We start from the raw sequence: 13,462 nt of genomic DNA, 5'->3' as shown, positions 1-13,462 counted from the left end.
CGCACGACCATCAGCGGGCCACGTAACCGCCGTCGATGTACAGCTCGAGGCCGGTGACGAACGACGCGTCGTCGCTGGCCAGGTAGGCGACACCCGCCGCGACCTCCTCCGGCCGGCCGAGACGTCCCATCGGCGTCAGTTGGGTCATCACGTCCCAGAACGGCGTGTTCCGGGCCGAGTCCAGGATCGGGGTGTCGATGAACCCCGGATGGATCGAGTTGACCCGGATGCCGTCGGTCGCCCAGTGCAGCGCGGCGTTCTTGGTGAGGGTCCGGACCGCGCCCTTCGCCGCGTGGTACGCCGGCGACGTACCGAAGCCGCCGCTGGTGCCGAAGATCGAGCTGATGTTGATCACCGACGCGTGGCCGGACGCCTTCAGGTACGGCGCGGCGGTGCGCATCCCGAGGAAGACACCGGTCTGGTCGACGTCGATGGTGTGCTGCCAGTCCTTGAGCGTCGTCTCCTCGATCGTCGCCAGATCGCCCATACCGGCGTTGTTGACGAGGATGTCGATCCCGCCGAACGCCTCGGCGGCGAGCTCGCAGACGGCCTGCCAGTCGGCTTCACTCGCGACGTCGTGGCGGGCGAACCGGGCCCGTGCCCCGGAGTCCCGCAGGCCTTCGGCCACGGCCTCGCCGGCATCCACCGCGATATCGGTGAGCAGCACTGCCGCACCTTCGGCCGCGAGCCGCCAGGCGGTCACCTCGCCGATGCCGCTCGCCGCACCGGTCACCAGCGCGACCCGATCATCAAGCCTGCCCATGTCATCGGTCCCTTCCGGTAGCTCCTACGACTTCAGGCTCGCAACGGGCCGGCCGCGCGGGCAGGTCCGTTGGACCCCGAAGCCGGGACATAGGTCCCTGTCGCACGGCTTGGGGGCGAAGGTCCCGGGCCGGTCGGGACCTTCGGCCCTTCGACGGACCCGGTGCCCGCAGTGCACTGGAAGTGGCGAGGAGGACCCGGCGGAGCCCCGGTCCCGCGAGCGGATCACCGCAACGGACGCCGAGGCTTCGGACCACCAGGGAACCGGATCCTCCTCGTCTTGTTCGGCCTGTCCGACGGGCAGCGAACAACGTGTCGGAGAGCGGGTTCAGGGGCGCGCCGCTCCAACCACCGGGCGCCGTGCGACCGCCACCTCACCGGCCGCACGGCGCCCGACCGGCTTGGCGCTGTTGGGGGTGGGTTCGATGACGAATCCGGTGATTCACTTCGAGATCGGCGGTCGCGATCTCGCGCGGATGACGGCGTTCTACGGTGAGCTGTTCGGCTGGAATCCGCAGCCGGCCGGACCGGAGTACGCGCTGGTGCCGGCGGGTGCGCACGGGGCCGGGGTCGGCGGCGGCCTGCTGCAGACCAGCGGCGACATGCCGCCGTACGTGACCGTGTACGTCGCGGTCGACGACCTGCGGGCGATGCTCGACCGCGCCGCCGCACTCGGGGCCAAGACGGTGGTCACGCCGACTGTGATCCCGGGCATCGGCGAGTTCGCGATGTTCGCGGATCCGGACGGCAACATCATCGGTTTGCTTCATCAGCAGGCCGAGGCCGCGGCGTCATGAAGCGCCGGGCCACGATCGCGGTGGGCGTGGACGGGAGCTGGGCCGACAACGGCGCTGTGGACTGGGCGTTGCACGAGTCGGAGCTGACCGCGGCCCCGATCCGCGCGTTGCACGTGATCGACGACCGCCCACCGCTCGGGGCGTACTTCGACTTCCCCGGCGCCGACGCCGCGGCCAACGCTCTGGTCCGCGAGGTCTGTGCGTATCTCGACCATCACGACCGTCCGGGACTGCACACCGGCCTGGTGCTGTCCGGCCCGCCGGCGCACACGTTGGCGGGTGCCGCGGGCCGCGACCGGATGCTCGTGGTCGGGCGGCACGGCCACGGCGTCCTCAGCCGGTTGCTGATCGGGTCCACGGCCGAGGCCGCGGCACACGAGTCCGAGACCGCGGTGGTCGTCGTACCGCCGAAGTGGCGGCCCGGTGACCCGCAGGCGCCGGTCGTGGTCGGCGTGGACCGGCTCGATCGCTGCGCGGCGGCTGTCGACTTCGCCGTCCGGTTCGCCGCCGAACGGGACGCTCCGATCCGTCTGGTGCACGTCTGGGACGTCCCCAGGACGTCCACCCGCGACGAAACGGCGGTGCTGCCGGCGGCCGAGATCGCGCGGATCCACCACAACCGGCGCGTGGACGAGATCCTCGGCCGGTGCCGCGGCGAGCACCCCGGCGCCACGTTCCGGACGGAGCTCAGACGCGGTCAGCCGGTCGCCGCCCTGACCGATGCCGCCACCGAGGCCGGTGCCCAGCTGCTGGTTGTGGGCGGGCGTGTGCACGGCCGCGTCCGAGCGATCCTGCCGGGCGGAACCGCCCACGGCATCCTGCTCCACACACCCTGCCCGGCCGCGTTCGTCCATCAGCACGAAAGGCCGCACTAGAGGAGGTGCTCGACCACCGGTCCCCGACGCGCCTGGTCTATCTGGACAACCTCAAGGTCGTCCTGATCGCCGTGATCATCGCGCTCCACGCGGTCCTCGGGTACGCGGGGATCGTCGAGGCGTGGACGTACTCCGAGCTGCGTGAGGTGACGCTGAACGTGGCGGTCGAGATGACCTTGCTCGTGCCGGTGAGTCCGTTCGGGTTCTTCCTGATCGCGTTGCTCTTCCTGGTGGCGGGGCTGCTGACACCGCCGTCGTACGACCGCAAGGGCGCGCGGCGGTTCGTCACCGACCGGTTGCTGCGCCTCGGCGTACCGTTCGTCGTCTACGTCTTCGTGGTGCAGCCGAGTCTCGTGTACGCGGTCGCGCATCCGCTGGGCCACGCGCCAGGTTCCTTCTGGGACGAGTATCTCGGGGCGGAGCGGCAGGTCGACACCGGACCGTTGTGGTTCGTCGGTGTGCTGCTGATCTACTCGCTCGGGTACGCCGTCTGGCGCCGTCGGGGGAGCGCACACCGCGCCGCCCGAGGGATCACGCTGAAGACTCTGGCGCTGACTGTGCTCGTCGTCGCGCCGCTGTCGTTCGCCGTCCGGCTGGTCTACCCGTACGGCTCGGAGAGCGGCTTCTCCGACCTGAACCTGTGGGAGTGGCCGGCCTGCGTCGCGGTGTTCGCGCTGGGCATCGCCGGCTCGCGGGAGGGCTGGCGCGAAGTGGTCCCGGCAGACATAGCTCGACGGTCCCGGGTGGTGACTTTGCTCGCGGCCGGCGCGATGGCGGCGCTACTGCTTCTCGCCGGCGCACTGGACGCCGTCGAGGAGGTGCTCGGGGGCCTGCACTGGCTCGGGGGACTCTTCGCGGTCGTCGAGGCGATCCTGACCGTCTTCGGCTCGGTGTGGCTGTTGAGCGTGGCCCAGCACCGGCTGGCTCGGCAGTATCGGTGGGGCCCGGCGCTGAGCCGGAGCGCCTACGCGGCCTTCATGTTCCAGACCGTCTTCCTGCTCGCGCTCGCCGTGGTTCTGCGCCCTGTCGACCTCCCCGCCGAGGTCAAGGCGCCGATAGTCGCCGTCGGCGGTATCGGCGCCTCGTTCGGCGCTGCCTGGCTCCTGATCAAGAAGGTGCCGGGCGTTTCACGGATCCTCTGACCGCGGGGCTCCCGTCAGAGAGTGCTCAGGCGGCTGACTTGTACGCCGATGACACCGCGGACCGTGCCGGCGAGGACTTCGGCGAGGTGGCGTTCGCGGGGGTCGCTCGGACCGATCACGGTGACGATGCCGTCCTGCACCTGGACCTGCCAGTCCGGGCCTTCCGGCTGCAGCAGCTCGGTCACCTCGGCCTGAACGCGGCGGTCGCGACCGGCGAGCAGGTGGACCACGTCACTGCGGCTGATCATCCCGACCACCCGGTCGTGCTCGACCACCGGCAGGCTCTTGACCATCGTCGAGCGCATCAGGTCGATCGCCGCCTCGAGCTCCTCGTCGGGCCGCACCGTCACGACCAGGTACGTCATGACCTCGGCGACCCGGCGCGGCGGCGTCGGGCCGGGCAACCGTACGACGGTGACCGGGACGCGGTCGCTGATCAGGTTCTCCTCCTCGACCAGGTCGGCCTCGCTCACGATCCCGACCAGCGCACCGTGCCGGTCGAGCACCGGCAGCGCGGTGATCTTCGCCTCGTCCATGAGCTGCAGCGCCGACGAGATCGGGGTCTCCGGCGCCACGGCGACGACCTCCTTGGTCATCAGCTCCCGGATCAGCATCGCCCTCACCTTCCTCCGTCCACCAGATCTTGCGCCCAGCGTCCCCCGCACTGTGGCGCACCAGTAGGGCGAGAGGTCCCGCCGCGCGAGGTACGACGACCCTGGATGACGGCCGGCCGAACCGGAGGTCTGCGCTCTGTCCGGTCAGCGTTCTGTCCGGTCAGCGGCCGAGGAGTCTGCCGAGCCAGCTGCCGCCGCTGCGCTCGGCCTTGGGGTGGCCGGGGCACCACTGATCGGCGGGGACCATCGCCTTCACCTGGGCGACGTGCTGGCCGCAGCCTGCCCAGGTCGTCTTGGCGCAGGTCTTGCAGTTGACGGGTCGGCACATGGGTTCTCCTTCGGGGTGAGTAATACGTCAGGCGTCTGGCCCGACGAGGTGCAGGCCGGCCTTGGCCGCGTTCTCGAACTGGTCGTCGACGGCGACGAGTTTGCGTCCGGCGGCGTCGAGGATCGAGGCGGCGATGGAGGCGCGGTAACCGGCGGCGCAGTGCACCCACACCTCGCCGGGCGGGACCTCGGCCAGTCGCCGTACGAGTTCGTGGATGGGGATGTTGACCGCGTCCTGGATTCGGGCGGAGTGGTGTTCCTCGGCGCGGCGGACGTCGAGGACGACGACGTCGCGGTGGTGGCGGACCTGCTCGAGGTCGGCGAAGGTCGCCGTCGGGAACGACACCGGGACGTCGGGCGTCCAGTCCCGCGGTCCGCCGGTCGCATGCGCGGCGGGGCGGTCGATGCCGATGCGGACGAGTTCGCGCTGGGCTTGGGCGACGTCGGCGGCGGTCTGGCCGAGCAGGGTGAGTGGGGTGCCCCACTCGATCAGCCAGCCCAGGTAGGTCGTGAACGAGCCGTCGAGCCCGAAGTTCAGTGTGCCGGGTGCGTGCCCGGCGGCGAATGCGGTGCGGGTGCGCAGGTCGACGACCCATTCGCCCGCGTCGATCCGGCGCCGCAGTTCGGCGGCGTCGGCCCGCTTGGGCAGGGAGAGGTCGGGTGCGCCGGGGCCGGCGGCGTTGGCGGGTGCCATGTGCACGTAGTACGCGGGCCAGGCGCCGAGCCCGGCCAGCAGATCACGTACGTAGTCCTGTTCGTTCTGGGTCAGGACGGGGTTGGCGCGTTTCTCCTGCCCGATGGTGGATTCGGTGGCCTCGGACTGGGTCGCGGAGCAGAACGAACCGAACCCGTGGGTGGGGTAGACGCCGGCCGTGTCGGGCAGGTCGCCGGCGAGCTTGTGGGCCGAGGCGTGCTGGTGCCGGACCAGGGCGTCGGTGTGTTCCGGGCCGAGCAGGTCGGGTCGCCCGGTGGCGCCGTACAGCAGTGAGCCGCCCGTGAACACCGCGAGCGGCTCGTCGCCGTGGCTGAGTGCGTAGGACAGGTGGGTGAAGGTGTGTCCTGGTGTGTGGATCGCCCGGACCCGCATCCGGGCGCCGATGTCGATGGTGTCGCCGTCGTGGATCGGGGTGCGGTCGAAGCTGACCTGGTCGTCGGCGTTGACCAGGTACGTCGCGCCGGTCGCCGCGGCCAGTGCGAAGCCGCCGGTGACGTAGTCGTTGTGGATGTGGGTCTCGAAGACGTGGGTCAGCCGGACACCGTCGGCGTCGAGCAGGTCGAGGACGCGGTCGATGTCGCGCTGCGGGTCGACGACGAACGCCACCGTGCCGTCGTGCACGAGGTAGCTGCGGTCGCCCAGCGACGCGGTGTCGATCACCCGAACGGTCACGCCAGGGAGCGATGCGGCGTGCTGCTGGTCGGCGGCGGTGTCTGACATCGAGGATCCTTTCCCGGCTCGCATCCCCCTAGGGGGATCTGCCGCCACCGTAACACATCCCCCCGGGGGGATGTAGACTGAGAACTCCGACGCTGGGAGAAGGAGCACCGATGGAGCTCGAGGCCGCCGAGATCAAACCTGTCATCGCGCGGATGAAGCGCGCCCACGGCCACCTGGGCAGTGTGATCCGGATGATGGAGGAGGGGGCGGACTGTGAAGCGGTCCTCACCCAGCTCGCCGCTGTCAACAAGGCGCTGTCCCGCGCCGGCTATGCCGTCGTCGCGACCGGCCTGCAGCGCTGCCTGACCGACGAGGACAGCGACGTCGACGTGGCCAAGATGGAGAAGCTCTTCCTCGCCCTGGCCTGACCTCCGGCTTCACGCGGCCGTGGGCCGTCCGGCCCCGATGTCGGGCCGTTGGCCCCTGCTACGGCGGCGCCACGAGCCGGACGCTCGTGGGGGAGGTGGCCATGCCTGGTGTGGAGACATCGCCTGTCCGCGGCTTGCCGGTTGCGGAGGCGGCGCGAAGGCTCGCCGCCGACGGTCCGAACGAGTTGCCCGCACCCCGTCGTACGGCGGCCTGGAAACTGCTCGCCGGTCAGCTGACGCATCTGTTCGCGGTGATGTTGTGGGTGGCGGCCGCGCTCGCCCTGGCCGGTGGGCTGGCGCCGCTGGCGATCGCGATCGTCGTGATCATCGTCCTGAACGGTGTCTTCGCGTTCGCCCAGGAGTACCGCGCCGACCGCGCCGCCGAGCGGCTGCGTGACCTGCTGCCGGTCCGGGCGCAGGTGATCCGCGACGGCGAGGTCAGGTCCGTCGACGCGACCCAACTGGTCCGTGACGACCTGGTCCTGCTCGGCGCCGGAGCCCGGGTGTCGGCCGATCTGCGCCTGGTCACGGTGCACGCCCTGGCCGTGGACGAGTCGATGCTCACCGGTGAATCGGTCCCGGTCCGCCCGGGCAGCGGCGACCAGGTGTACGCCGGAACGTTCGTCGTGCAGGGCGAAGCCGAAGCGGTGGTGACCGCGGTGGCCGGCCGGACCCGGCTGGCCGGGATCCAGTCACTGACCGAGAGCGCGGTACGGCGCCCCAGTCCGCTGACGATCGAGCTGCACCGACTGATCCGGGTGATTGCGGTCATCGCCGTGACCGTCGGCGCCTCGTTGACGGCGGTATCCCTCGTGCTGGGTCTGAGCGCCACCAAGGCGTTCCTGTTCGGGGTCGGAGTGATGGTGGCGCTCGTCCCCGAGGGCCTGCTGCCGACCGTCACGCTGTCGCTGGCACGTGGCGCGCAGCGGATGGCGCACGGCAACGCGCTCGTACGGCGGCTGGACGCGGTCGAAACGCTCGGCGCCACGACGTTCGTCTGCACCGACAAGACCGGGACGCTGACGTTGAACCAGATGGAGGTCCTCGACGTCTGGACGCCGCACGGATCCGTGGTGATGCACGGTGACGGCTACGACCCGGACGGCTCGGCCGACGGCGGTCCAGCCGCGATCGACGCGGCCGCGCGGGCCGCCCGGTCGGCCGTCGCCTGTGTTCGCGGCCGCGCGGTGCGGTCGAAGAACGGGTGGGCCGCGGAAGGGGATCCGATGGAGGTCGCGCTGGACGTCCTCGCGCGGCGCCTCGGGGTGGCGCCGGTGCCTCCGGAGACGATCACGCACCGGGTCACCTTCACCAGCGAGACGCGGTACAGCGCTGTGGTTGCCGATGGCAACACGATGGTGATCGGCGCGCCGGACGCGCTGCTGCCGTACTGCCGCACGAACGGCGCCGCCGCGTCGGCAGTCGGCGACCTGGCCGGTCAGGGCCGGCGGGTGCTCGCGGTGGCGGAAGCGTCCGGGGTGCTCGTTCGCGACGGCGACCTGGACCTGCGGCCGGACGCGCTCGACCTGCTGGCCGTGCTCGGCCTCGAGGACCCGCCACGACCGGACGTCCACACCGCGCTGACCACCTGCCGGCAGGCCGGGGTCCGGATCGCGGTCGTCACCGGTGACCACGCGGCGACCGCGGAAGTGATCGCGCGCGAGGTCGGCCTGCTCGGGCCCGGCGGGCTCGTGGTCTCGGGTGAGCAACTGCCCGCCGACGACGGGCCGCTCGGCGAACTGCTCGACCGCGACGACGGCGTCGTGGTCGCCAGAGTGACACCCGCCGACAAGTTGCGGATCGCCCGGGCGCTGCGGGCCCGCGGGCATGTCGTCGCGATGACCGGGGACGGCGTCAACGACGCACCGGCGCTCCGGGAGGCCGACGTCGGCGTCGCGATGGGGGCCTCGGGCAGCGACGTGGCCCGCGCGGCGGCCGACCTGGTGCTGCTCGACGACCACTTCGCGGGCATCGTGACCGCGATCCGGCTGGGCCGCGCCACCTTCTCGAACGTCCGGCGTTTCCTGACCTACCACCTGGCCGACAACGTCGCCGAGCTGGCGCCGTTCGTGGCCTGGGCGCTGTCCGGCGGCTCGGTGCCGCTGGCGATCGGCGTACTGCAGGTGCTCGCGCTGGACATCGGGACCGACGTGCTGCCCGCGCTCGCGCTCGGCGTCGAGCACCCCGGCCCGCGGGTGCTCGACGGCCCGGCGCGGCATCGCCGGCTGGTGGATCGCGGTCTGCTGATCCGGGCGTTCGGGGTGCTGGGGATGACGGAGGCCGTGGGGGCGATGTCGGCCTTCCTGCTCGTCCTGCGCGGCCACGGATGGACCTTCGGGACCGAGCCGGCGGCGGCCGCGCTCGCGGTCGCCTCCGGTACGGCGTTCGCGGTGATCGTCATGATGCAGATGGCGAACGCGCTCGCCTGCCGGAGCGAGCGCAGCACGATCGTGGAGATCGGCCCCACGACGAACAGGCCGCTCCTGCTCGCGCTCGTCGTCGAGCTCGGCCTGCTGATGGTGTTCCTCGGCGTACCGCCGGTCGCGCACCTGTTGGGCGGCGGCTGGCCGTCGTACCAGGGCTGGCTGTTCGCTGCGGCCGGCGCGCTGGTCCTATTGCTCGTCGACAGTGCCGCCAAGCTGGTCCGCCGGCGTCGATGACGGTCGGGGGCTCAGCTCGTCGACTCTGCCGGCCGGGATGCGTTCGATGCGGGTCCAGCCTTTCCAGCCTCGCTCTTCCAGCATCGCCAGCACCCGTTCCGCGCCGGGGGAAGCCTCGAGGACGGCGGTGTCCATCAGCGTGACCAGGTTGTCGTCGAGTCCGTACGAACCGGTCTCACCGGCCTGGACGGCGGCGACCATGATGCGCTCCAGGATGTCGACGATCTGCACGATCCGTGGGTCGTCCAGGGGCCAGTCGAGGGCCTCGTTCACGATGCGGTAGAGCTTCAGCATCTCGGGATGCTGCAACGCCTCGTGCTTCTTGACGATCACCGCGTCGATCTGGTCCGGGACCTGGGCCGCGACCATGATCCAGGCGTCCCGCTCCATCTCGACGTACTGCTCCTTCATGCCGAGACCGCGCAGCCGGTCGAGGTAGTCGACGACGCTCTGCGGCAGGGCCAGCTGGTCGCCGGCGGCGAGTTTGGCCAGACGCTTGCGGGTGTCCTGCAGCCGCCGGACCTCGGCGCGCAGCTCCTTGTCGATCTCCTCGACGCCGCCGGAGAACTCGTCCGGGGCGGCGTCGAGGAGCTCCTGCACCCGCGCCAGCGGTACGCCGGCATCGGCCAGCGTGCGGATCCGGATCAGGCGGACGACCGCGGCAGCGTCGTAGGAGCGGTACCCGGACCGGTCACGGCCGGGCTCCGGCAGCAGCCCGATCTTGTGATAGTGCCGGACCGCCCGCACCGTCACCCCGGCGTACGCCGCGAGCCGGCTGATCGTGAGCATGCGTCACAGCCTGCCTCACGCGAGCTTGCGGCGATAGGCGGCCATCGCGACGACGTACGCCACGACCAGGACTCCGACGCACCACGCCAGCGCGGTCCAGATGTCGTCGCCGACCGGCTGCCCCGCGAACAGCCGGCGGATCGTGTCGACGATCGACGTCACCGGCTGGTGCTCGGCGAACCAGCGCACCGGTCCGGGCATCGTCTGCGTGGGCACGAACGCCGAGCTGACGAACGGCAGGAAGATCAGCGGGTACGCGAACGCGCCCGCACCCTCGACGGTCGACGCGGACAGCCCGGGAATGACGGCGATCCAGGTCAGGCCCAGCGTGAACAGGAACAACATGCCGGCGACCGCGAGCCAGTCCAGCACGCCCGCGTCCGAGCGGAAGCCCATCAGCAGCGCGACCCCGACGACGACCACCAGCGAGATCAGGTTCGCCACCAGGGAGGTGACGACGTGCGCCCAGAGCACGCCGGACCGGCCGATCGGCATCGACTGGAACCGTTCGAAGATCCCGCTCTTCAGGTCCATGAAGATCCGGAACGCGGTGTAGGCGACGCCGGACGCGACCGTGATCAGCAGGATCCCCGGCAGCAGGTAGTTCACGTACGCGCCGGCCCCGGTGTCGATCGCGCCGCCGAACACGTAGACGAACATCACCATCATCGCGATCGGCGTGACCACGGTGGTGATGATCGTGTCCGGGCTGCGGGTGACGTGGCGCAGGGTCCGGCCGGTGAGCGCGCCGACGTCGTTGAAGGAGTAGGTGCTCATCGTCAGGCCCCCTGGCTGGTGATCGCGAGGAAGACTTCCTCGAGGGACGGCTGCTTCTCGACGTACTCGACCTTGGCGGGCGGCAGCAGCTGCTTGAGCTCGCCGAGGGTGCCGGCGACGATGATCCGGCCGTTGTGCAGGATCGCGATCCGGTCGGCGAGCTGCTCGGCCTCCTCCAGGTACTGCGTGGTGAGCAGCACCGTCGTCCCGTGGCCGGCCAGCTCCTGGACCGTGTGCCAGACCTCGATCCGCGCCTCCGGATCGAGTCCGGCGGTCGGCTCGTCGAGGAAGATCACGGGTACGTCGCCGATCAGGCTCATCGCGATGTCCAGCCGGCGGCGCATCCCGCCCGAGTACGTCGCCACCCGCCGGCCGGCCGCATCGGTGAGCGTGAAGCGGCGGAGCAGCTCGTCGGCGACCGCGCCGGGGTCCGGGACGTGCCGCAGTTTCGCGACCAGGACGAGGTTCTCCCGGCCGGTGAGGATCTCGTCGACGGCGGCGAACTGGCCGGTGAGGCTGATCGACCGCCGGACGTCGGCCGCCTGCGTGGCGACGTCGAAACCGTTGACCTCGGCCGTGCCCGCGTCGGCCGCGAGAAGTGTCGAGAGGATCCTGATCGTGGTGGTCTTGCCCGCGCCGTTGGAGCCGAGCAGGGCGAAGATGCTGCCGCGCGCGACGTCGAGATCCACGCCGCGCAGCACCGGTTTCTGTCCGTACGACTTCTGCAGGCCCTGTACGTGGATCGCCGGGCCGGCGGTCGATGTCACTGTCATACCGGAAGCGTGCAGGGTTGACCCTGCGTCAAGGTCAAGCCGTCGCGACCGGGCTGTTATTCGATTGACGATGCCGGCGACGGACTGGTCTGCTGTCAGGACGTGCGCCGGGTGGGCCGGCGCGGACCGGAAGGAGGAAGGCCATGTCTGTCCTGTCCCGTAGCTTTGCTCTGAAAGGTCTTTCGGTTTGGCATTCGCACGTTCGTTCAGCTGTGAACACTGCGGCGTAGAGGTTTCCCTCGACGCCCCTGGAACCACCCATCGCAACCATTGCCCGAGTTGTCTGTGGTCGCGGCACCTCGACCGCAACGTGCCGGGCGATCGCAAGGCCGACTGTGCCGGCGGCATGGAGCCGATCGCGGTCACGGTCCGCGGCGAGGGCCGCTGGGTCCTCATCCACCGGTGCACCAACTGCGGCCGGCTCCGGCTCAACAAGACCGCCGGTGACGACAACGTCCTGCTCCTGATGCGGCTCGCGGCGCTGCCGCTGACGATGCCGTTCGTCCCGTTCGCCGCCGAGCCCGGCATCAACGGGAACGGCAACGGTTCGCAGCCGGCCGGTCGCAAGCCGAGATCGCGCAAGGCCAAGGCGGCCGTGCAGCCCGACGGGACGTGATACGGGCGGGTCTGGGCGGTGCCGGTCGCCCAGACCTGCTGCTTTACTGGGGATGTGCGTCCGTCGGGTGCGGTCGCGGTGCTGGTGGCCGCGGTCCTTGGACTGACCTCGTGTACGTCGTCACGGCCGGACAAGACGGCGTCCATCGAGTGGGGGGACTGCGCGGGCGTCACCGACGTACACGCAGCGAATCTGCCTGCGGAGCGGTCCGCCCGGCTCGAGTTCAGCTGCGGTGCGGTGGACGTCGACCTCGACCCCGCCCATGCGGAGGCCGGAACGCTCGCGGTCCAGCTCATCCGGATCCATCAGTCGGGCGGTGCCGGGAAGGAGCCGCTGCTGCTGATCGCCGGCGGTCCCGGTCAGTCCGGGGTGGAGTACGCCGCAGTCGCGGCCGGGCTGCTGCCGGAGGCGCTTCTGGACCGGTTCGACCTGATCGGCTTCGATCCCCGTGGCGTCGGCCATTCGCAGCAGATCCGGTGTGCGCACAAGGATTCGGACCCGCCCGGGTTGCCGGATCTCCTGACTCCCACGGGGTACACCCGGGCCGCGGACACGATGCGCGCGAGGACCGCCGAGTGCGCGGCGGCACTGGGGTCCAAGGCGGCGCTGTTCAGCACGACCGCGACCGCGGTCGACATCGACCGCATTCGCTCGGCCCTCGACCGGCCGGCGTTGACGTACCTCGGCTGGTCCTACGGAGCCAAGCTCGGCGCGGAGTACGCCCGCCTGTACCCGGACAAGGTGCGCGCGGCCGTACTCGATGCCCCGAGCAACCCACGGACGACCTGGATCGAGACCGTCGACCGTCAGGTCGCGGGCTTCGAGGACGCCTTCGACCAGTTCGCCGCCTGGTGCGCGAGCCAGGACAGGTGCCGTGCCCTCGGCGCCACCCGCGGCTTCGTCACCGACTTGGTCCGCAGGGCCGAGCAGTCGCCCATCCCGAGCGGGAGGCCGGGCGACGAGGAACCGACGTACGGCACCGACGTGCTCGACGCGGTGGCCGGCGCGCTGTACGACGACGCGCGCTGGCCGGATCTCGCCGACGGGCTGGCAGAGGCCACGGCCGGCGACTCGGGCACGCTGCGGGACCTGGCCGACGCGGCCCGCAGCGGGGCGGATGCCGCGGACGCGCAACTCGTGATCAACTGCAACGACAGCGCGCCCGGGCCGACCGAGACCGAGATCAGGGCGGCCGGGGCGCGCTTCGCCCAGCAGTACCCGCTGTTCGGGGTGTGGCTGTCATGGTTCTTGTTCGGGTGCACGTTCTGGGAGCCGGACCGGCACACCCTGCAGCCGCCGGTCGCTGCCACCGACCACCCGATCCTCGTGGTCGGCACCCGTCACGACCCAGCCACGCCGTACAGCGGAGCGGTGGATATGGCGTCCGGCCTGGGTACTGCGCAACTGCTGACCTGGGAAGGCCAGGGCCACGGCGCGGTCGGGCGCAACGAGTGCATCACCCTGCTCGTCACCGACTACCTGGCCTCCCTGACGGTCCCGCCCCGCAATACCCGCTGCCCGGCCTGA

14 protein-coding genes are annotated in these 13,462 nt (G+C 70.9%); 7 read left to right on the top strand and 7 right to left on the bottom strand.

Annotated features, from left to right (window positions below; all coding sequences use genetic code 11):
- Positions 1–10: 10 nt before the first annotated feature.
- Complete coding sequence (locus tag ACWEOO_RS35000; RefSeq protein ID WP_452146706.1) at positions 11–763, bottom strand: SDR family NAD(P)-dependent oxidoreductase; 753 nt, start codon at positions 761–763, stop codon at positions 11–13.
- Between the two features lie 424 nt (positions 764–1,187).
- On the opposite strand from ACWEOO_RS35000, the gene ACWEOO_RS34995 reads away from it, so the two are divergent.
- From ACWEOO_RS34995 to ACWEOO_RS34985, 3 genes are read left to right on the top strand one after another with little or no spacing between them, the layout of a single operon-like run.
- Positions 1,188–1,559, top strand: a complete 372-nt coding sequence (locus ACWEOO_RS34995; protein ID WP_452146705.1) for a VOC family protein — start codon at positions 1,188–1,190, stop codon at positions 1,557–1,559.
- A complete protein-coding gene (locus ACWEOO_RS34990; protein ID WP_452146704.1) occupies positions 1,556–2,434 on the top strand; it encodes a universal stress protein in 879 nt (292 codons plus the stop codon). The genes ACWEOO_RS34995 and ACWEOO_RS34990 overlap by 4 nt, the downstream gene beginning before the upstream one ends.
- Positions 2,435–2,439: 5 nt before the next feature.
- Positions 2,440–3,576 (top strand): acyltransferase family protein, encoded by a 1,137-nt coding sequence (locus ACWEOO_RS34985; protein WP_452146703.1) that lies wholly within the window; start codon positions 2,440–2,442, stop codon positions 3,574–3,576.
- Positions 3,577–3,590: 14 nt separating this feature from the next.
- Here the strand turns inward: ACWEOO_RS34985 and ACWEOO_RS34980 are convergent, their stop codons facing one another.
- From ACWEOO_RS34980 to ACWEOO_RS34970, 3 genes are all read right to left on the bottom strand, one after another.
- Positions 3,591–4,190 (bottom strand): CBS domain-containing protein, encoded by a 600-nt coding sequence (locus ACWEOO_RS34980; protein ID WP_359928798.1) that lies wholly within the window; start codon positions 4,188–4,190, stop codon positions 3,591–3,593.
- A 160-nt stretch (positions 4,191–4,350) separates the two neighbouring features.
- A complete protein-coding gene (locus tag ACWEOO_RS34975; RefSeq protein ID WP_452146702.1) occupies positions 4,351–4,518 on the bottom strand; it encodes a hypothetical protein in 168 nt (55 codons plus the stop codon).
- Between the two features lie 27 nt (positions 4,519–4,545).
- A complete protein-coding gene (locus ACWEOO_RS34970; RefSeq protein WP_452146701.1) occupies positions 4,546–5,952 on the bottom strand; it encodes an MBL fold metallo-hydrolase in 1,407 nt (468 codons plus the stop codon).
- Between the two features lie 110 nt (positions 5,953–6,062).
- Between ACWEOO_RS34970 and ACWEOO_RS34965 the strand changes: the two genes are divergently transcribed.
- Together ACWEOO_RS34965 and ACWEOO_RS34960 are read left to right on the top strand one after the other, a co-directional pair.
- The gene (locus ACWEOO_RS34965) at positions 6,063–6,320 is read left to right on the top strand and encodes a metal-sensitive transcriptional regulator (protein WP_355691135.1); all 258 of its coding nucleotides are present in this window, start codon (positions 6,063–6,065) and stop codon (positions 6,318–6,320) included.
- Between the two features lie 101 nt (positions 6,321–6,421).
- The gene (locus ACWEOO_RS34960; RefSeq protein WP_452146700.1) at positions 6,422–8,980 is read left to right on the top strand and encodes a cation-translocating P-type ATPase; all 2,559 of its coding nucleotides are present in this window, start codon (positions 6,422–6,424) and stop codon (positions 8,978–8,980) included.
- On the opposite strand, the gene ACWEOO_RS34955 is transcribed toward ACWEOO_RS34960, so the two are convergent.
- From ACWEOO_RS34955 to ACWEOO_RS34945, 3 genes are read right to left on the bottom strand one after another with little or no spacing between them, the layout of a single operon-like run.
- Positions 8,933–9,769, bottom strand: a complete 837-nt coding sequence (locus ACWEOO_RS34955) for a MerR family transcriptional regulator (RefSeq protein ID WP_452146699.1) — start codon at positions 9,767–9,769, stop codon at positions 8,933–8,935. The genes ACWEOO_RS34960 and ACWEOO_RS34955 overlap by 48 nt on opposite strands.
- Positions 9,770–9,784: 15 nt before the next feature.
- Positions 9,785–10,546 carry an ABC transporter permease gene (locus ACWEOO_RS34950; protein ID WP_452146698.1) on the bottom strand — a complete coding sequence of 254 codons (762 nt, stop codon included), beginning with the start codon at positions 10,544–10,546 and terminating at the stop codon, positions 9,785–9,787.
- A gap of 2 nt (positions 10,547–10,548) precedes the next feature.
- A complete protein-coding gene (locus ACWEOO_RS34945) occupies positions 10,549–11,319 on the bottom strand; it encodes an ABC transporter ATP-binding protein (protein WP_452146697.1) in 771 nt (256 codons plus the stop codon).
- Between the two features lie 187 nt (positions 11,320–11,506).
- Between ACWEOO_RS34945 and ACWEOO_RS34940 the strand changes: the two genes are divergently transcribed.
- On the top strand, positions 11,507–11,935 hold the full coding sequence (locus ACWEOO_RS34940; protein ID WP_452146696.1) for an RNHCP domain-containing protein: 429 nt from the start codon (positions 11,507–11,509) through the stop codon (positions 11,933–11,935).
- Between the two features lie 54 nt (positions 11,936–11,989).
- Positions 11,990–13,462, top strand: coding sequence for an alpha/beta hydrolase (locus tag ACWEOO_RS34935; protein ID WP_452146695.1), 1,473 nt, complete (start codon positions 11,990–11,992; stop codon positions 13,460–13,462).

It is taken from the genome of Kribbella sp. NPDC004138 (assembly GCF_053603655.1).
Note: the sequence above shows the minus strand (reverse complement) of the source record. Positions and strands in the feature narration are given on the sequence as shown.

Excerpts from the sequence above, each read along its gene's own strand:
- ACWEOO_RS34955 (WP_452146699.1), bottom strand. The coding sequence starts at position 9,769 with ATGCTCACGATCAGCCGGCTCGCGGCGTACGCCGGGGTGACGGTGCGG.
- ACWEOO_RS34975 (WP_452146702.1), bottom strand. The coding sequence starts at position 4,518 with ATGTGCCGACCCGTCAACTGCAAGACCTGCGCCAAGACGACCTGGGCA.
- ACWEOO_RS34965 (WP_355691135.1), top strand. The coding sequence starts at position 6,063 with ATGGAGCTCGAGGCCGCCGAGATCAAACCTGTCATCGCGCGGATGAAG.
- ACWEOO_RS34990 (WP_452146704.1), top strand. The coding sequence starts at position 1,556 with ATGAAGCGCCGGGCCACGATCGCGGTGGGCGTGGACGGGAGCTGGGCC.
- ACWEOO_RS34970 (WP_452146701.1), bottom strand. The coding sequence starts at position 5,952 with ATGTCAGACACCGCCGCCGACCAGCAGCACGCCGCATCGCTCCCTGGC.
- ACWEOO_RS34995 (WP_452146705.1), top strand. The coding sequence starts at position 1,188 with ATGACGAATCCGGTGATTCACTTCGAGATCGGCGGTCGCGATCTCGCG.
- ACWEOO_RS34950 (WP_452146698.1), bottom strand. The coding sequence starts at position 10,546 with ATGAGCACCTACTCCTTCAACGACGTCGGCGCGCTCACCGGCCGGACC.
- ACWEOO_RS34945 (WP_452146697.1), bottom strand. The coding sequence starts at position 11,319 with ATGACAGTGACATCGACCGCCGGCCCGGCGATCCACGTACAGGGCCTG.
- ACWEOO_RS35000 (WP_452146706.1), bottom strand. The coding sequence starts at position 763 with ATGGGCAGGCTTGATGATCGGGTCGCGCTGGTGACCGGTGCGGCGAGC.
- ACWEOO_RS34960 (WP_452146700.1), top strand. The coding sequence starts at position 6,422 with ATGCCTGGTGTGGAGACATCGCCTGTCCGCGGCTTGCCGGTTGCGGAG.
- ACWEOO_RS34980 (WP_359928798.1), bottom strand. The coding sequence starts at position 4,190 with ATGCTGATCCGGGAGCTGATGACCAAGGAGGTCGTCGCCGTGGCGCCG.